Source organism: Frankia sp. CoBUL1, assembly GCF_978021245.1.
The window spans coordinates 1-3,563 of sequence record NZ_CDXDOS010000306.1; the positions used below are offsets into that span (position 1 = coordinate 1).

Here is a 3,563-nt window from a genome sequence, read left to right on the forward strand (position 1 = left end):
GCCCTGACTCTCCGGTGTCGTCGCGCTGACCATCTTCCTCGCCCTGCAGCCGGTCTTCGGAGCGATCTCGGACCGCGTCGGCAGGCGGCCGATGCTGCTCATCTTCGGCACCTTCTTCGTGGTCGGCACGGTTCCGATGCTGGCCCTACTGGACGGCTCGACCACCAGGCTGCTCCTGGTTCAGATCATGGGGCTGGTGTTCCTCGCCTGCTGGTCGTGCATCTCGAGCGCGGTGGTCGCCGAGCTGTTCCCGGCGCGCCTGCGCAGCTCCGGTATCGGGTTCCCCTATGCGCTCTCCGTCGCCCTCTTCGGCGGCACCGGCCCCTACGTCGCCACCTACCTCGTGGACATCGGCCACGCTGCCTCCTTCGGCTGGTACGTCACCGCCGTCGCCCTGGTCAGCACCGTCGTCTTCAGCCGGCTCCCCGAGACCGCGCACCGGCCCCTGCACTGACCGACAGGAGACATCGCCCGCGAGTCCGAGCGTCCGAGAGCCCGGATCACGCTGGCAGGGAACGGCGGTGGCTTCCACCGCGGTGGAGAGGCTGTCGCATCCCTACAGCCGTCGAAGCGGCCAGAACGGTCACGGCCAGAACGGTCACCGTCAGGAGGCCGCCTGGCCGTCGGCCAGACCCGCGATGGCCGCGCTGACGGCGAGAATCCGGCGCGCGTTGTCGACGTGCAGGTTCTCGATCAGCCGGCCGTCGACGGTCGCCACTCCGCGGCCCTCGCGTAGCGCCTCCTCCCAGACCCGCACGATCTCCGCGGCCTGCGCGACCTGGGCCTCGGTGGGTGAGAACGTGCGGTTACACGTCTCGATCTGGTTGGGGTGGATAAGCGTCTTACCGTCGAAGCCCATCTCGCGGCCCTGGCGGCATTCCGCCGCGAAGCCGTCGGCGTCGCGGATGTCGTTGTAGACACCGTCGAGGATCACGGTTCCACTCGCGCGCGCGGCCAGCAGACACAGCCCCAGGCCGGTCAGCAGCGGGGCGCGGCCGGGCACGAATTCGGCACGCAGTTCGTTGGCCAGGTCGTTGGTGCCCATCACGAGAACGGTGAGCCGGGGCGACGCCTGGGCGATCTCCTGGACGCGCAGGATGGCACCAGGTGTCTCCACCATCGCCCATATCATGGTGCGGTCCGGCGCGCCGGCCGCCTCGAGCCCTTTTTCGATCGCGTGGACGTCCGACGGCGACTCGACCTTCGGCACCACGACGGCGTCCGGGCCCACCCGTCCCGCGGCCCGCAGGTCGTCGGCATGCCAGGAGCTGCCGCGGGCGTTGACGCGAACCGTGATCTCCCGGTGGCCGTAGGCGGCGTCGGCCACCGCCGCGCAGACCTGCTCCCGGGCGCGCTCCTTGGCGACGGGCGCCACCGCGTCCTCGAGGTCCAGGATGAGCGCGTCGGCCGGCAGATTCCTGGCCTTCTCCATGGCACGCTCGTTGGCCCCGGGCATGTAGAGGATGGAACGCCGCGGACGGTACGCGGCGGGCGGGCGGCCCGCGGACGGGGAACCCGCCGGGGAACCCGGGGCCGCGGTGCCGGTCATCGTGCCTCCGGCGCGGGTAGTCCGTAGGCCGCCGCGAGCTGTGCGTCCCGGGCGGCGAGGCGAGTGGCGAGCGTGAGGATGACCCGGCACTGCTTCACCGAGGCGTCGTCCTGCATCGTGCCGTCCACCATCACGGCACCCGTTCCGTCGCCCATGGCCGCGACGACGCGCTTTGCCCACTCGACGTCCGCGGGCTCGGGGCTGAAGACCTTCTTCGCGATGTCGATCTGGACGGGATGCAGTGACCACGCCCCGACACACCCGAGCAGGAACGCGTTGCGGAACTGGTCCTCGCAGGCGAGGACGTCGGCGATGTCACCGAACGGCCCGTAGTATGGCATGATCCCGTTCGCCGCGCAGGCGTCTACCATCCGGGCGAGCGTGTAGTGCCAGGGATCCTGCTGGAACGTGGCTCGGACGGCAGCCGGGTCGTCCGGCCGCGGATCCTGGCGTACCAGGTAGCCGGGGTGCCCACCGCCGACACGGGTTGTCTTCATCCGCCGATCCGCCGCCAGGTCCGCCGGGCCAAGGGACAGACCCTGCATGCGGGGACTTGCCGCGCAGATCTCCTCGACGTTCGCGACCCCTCGCGCGGTCTCCAGAATCGCGTGGACAAGCACCGGCCGGGACAGGCCGGCCTTCGCCTCCAACTGGGCGAGGAGGCGGTCCACATAGTGGATGTCCTCCGCCCCCTGGACCTTGGGCACCATCACCACGTCGAGATTCTCGCCGATGGCGGGCACGAGCGTGAGCAGGTCGTCGAGCCCCCAGGGTGAGTCGAGGCTGTTCAGGCGGATCCAGAACTGCGTCTCACCGACGTCCGCGCCGTCGACGATCTTTATCAGGTTGTCCCTGGCAACGATCTTGTTGTCCGCTCGGACGCCGTCCTCGAGGTTCCCGAGCAGCACGTCGACCCGGGGGATGATATGCGGCAGCTTCGCCGCCATCTTCTCGTTGCTCGGGTCGAAGAAGTGAATCATCCGGGACGGTCGCCACGGGATCTCGCGAGGCGGGGGTGGCGCCCCCACCGCGAGGGGAGCGAAGAAATCCTTGGCGCTGCGCATGTGAAATCTCCCGGGAAGGAACCCTGGCCGGTGCCGGGTGACCGGCTCCCGGCGACCAGCGCGACACTCAGCGTCGACGACGCCCGGCTCCGCCGGACTGTATCAGTTTGATGTCCGAAACGCTCCCCTGATCATCTCCCGCCCGATCGCGACCGTCGAGGTCATGGTCCAGCCGGCGGGCATTCTCTGCGATCTGGGAGCTCTATTTCTGTTCCATAAGTTCCGCATGAACCGCTGCGACAGGAGCATTCCCCGTCGCCATTCCGTCCAGGTCCGCAGCCTGGCTTTCTCCGTGCGGACGTCTTACGCACGTCGTCGGCCGATCGCTGCCTGTTCACGAGCAGCCTCCTCGGCCTGCTCAGAGTCGCGGGCGGAGTCGCGGGCAGCCGCGTGAGCCATGAACACCCCGAGGTCACCACGTCTACGATCGCGGTGAACGGGGAGAACCCGGAGAAGGAGTTCGAGCAGCCGCCATGACCAACGCCGCTCCACTCGCCGCTGCGGCGCCCGGTATCTGGCCGACGCCGACCCCGACCTGCACATCACGCGGATGTGCGCCGCCTACCGCGAACGCCACGACGCGCTCCTCGACGGACTCGCCTGGGCGCTGCCGCCCGGGAGCAGCGGAACCGGCCCGAGGGCGGCATGTTCGTCTGGGCCCGCCTCCCCGATGGTCACGACGCCACCGCCCTGCTGCCCGGCGTGGTGGAGCACGACGCGGCCTACGTTCCCGGTACTCCTTTTTTCGCGGGGCCTTTTTTCGCGGGACCGCCGGACCCCGCGACGCTGCGCCTGTCCTTCACCACGCACCCACCGGCGGAGATCACGGAGGGGTTGACGCGGCTGGCACGGGCGTTCGGGGTGTGACCGGCCTCCCTGACCGGGTGCCGGCGGCGGCCCGGCACGAGCCGGCGGGGACCGACAAACGGCGGGGACCGACGAAATGAGCC

At 69.8% G+C, this 3,563-nt stretch carries 4 protein-coding genes; 2 read left to right on the forward strand and 2 right to left on the reverse strand.

Annotation, left to right across the window (positions count from 1 at the left end; genetic code table 11):
* The first annotated feature begins 31 nt into the window (after positions 1–31).
* A complete protein-coding gene (locus AC08OX_RS15970) occupies positions 32–454 on the forward strand; it encodes an MFS transporter (protein ID WP_476608551.1) in 423 nt (140 codons plus the stop codon).
* 150 nt (positions 455–604) lie between these two features.
* Here the strand turns inward: AC08OX_RS15970 and AC08OX_RS15975 are convergent, their stop codons facing one another.
* On the reverse strand, positions 605–1,549 hold the full coding sequence (locus AC08OX_RS15975; RefSeq protein WP_476608548.1) for an HpcH/HpaI aldolase/citrate lyase family protein: 945 nt from the start codon (positions 1,547–1,549) through the stop codon (positions 605–607).
* Positions 1,546–2,613, reverse strand: coding sequence for an HpcH/HpaI aldolase/citrate lyase family protein (locus tag AC08OX_RS15980; protein ID WP_476608549.1), 1,068 nt, complete (start codon positions 2,611–2,613; stop codon positions 1,546–1,548). The genes AC08OX_RS15975 and AC08OX_RS15980 overlap by 4 nt, the downstream gene beginning before the upstream one ends.
* 645 nt (positions 2,614–3,258) lie before the next feature.
* Here AC08OX_RS15980 and AC08OX_RS15985 point away from each other — a divergent pair.
* Positions 3,259–3,480 (forward strand): hypothetical protein, encoded by a 222-nt coding sequence (locus AC08OX_RS15985; RefSeq protein ID WP_476608550.1) that lies wholly within the window; start codon positions 3,259–3,261, stop codon positions 3,478–3,480.
* The last annotated feature ends 83 nt before the right edge of the window (positions 3,481–3,563 follow it).

Coding starts and splice junctions, on each gene's coding strand:
- AC08OX_RS15975 (WP_476608548.1), bottom strand. CDS start 1,549: ATGACCGGCACCGCGGCCCCGGGTTCCCCGGCGGGTTCCCCGTCCGCG.
- AC08OX_RS15980 (WP_476608549.1), bottom strand. CDS start 2,613: ATGCGCAGCGCCAAGGATTTCTTCGCTCCCCTCGCGGTGGGGGCGCCA.
- AC08OX_RS15985 (WP_476608550.1), top strand. CDS start 3,259: ATGTTCGTCTGGGCCCGCCTCCCCGATGGTCACGACGCCACCGCCCTG.